Genomic DNA, 258 nt, shown 5'->3' on the forward strand with positions numbered 1-258 from the left:
CCGGCTTACAGATCATTGTCACTGTGACCGATCGTGCCAGTCTGGAACGCCAGCTCGACGAAGCTGTGACTGTGGCCAAGGCACGCGCAATGGGCGAGCGACGTCAGGGAATTCTGGTCACTCGTCATAGCTACGCCACGTTCTCCGTTACCCTGAGTGATGCGGTTCCCTTTGGATTGACCCGTGAACAGGACCAATGACCACACAGCTAAGCCTTACGCTCCCGGGAAACCTACGCAGCGCGCATTCCCAAAGGCT

General features: G+C 57.8%; 1 protein-coding gene. It reads left to right on the top strand.

Features of this window, described 5'->3' with window-relative positions; translation table 11 throughout:
* Positions 1-200: hypothetical protein (locus tag AC3XQU_RS24265; protein WP_489876676.1), on the top strand; the 200-nt coding region annotated here is incomplete at its 5' end.
* Positions 201-258: the final 58 nt, after the last annotated feature.

The organism is Telluria sp. AZSoR62 (assembly GCF_058111565.1).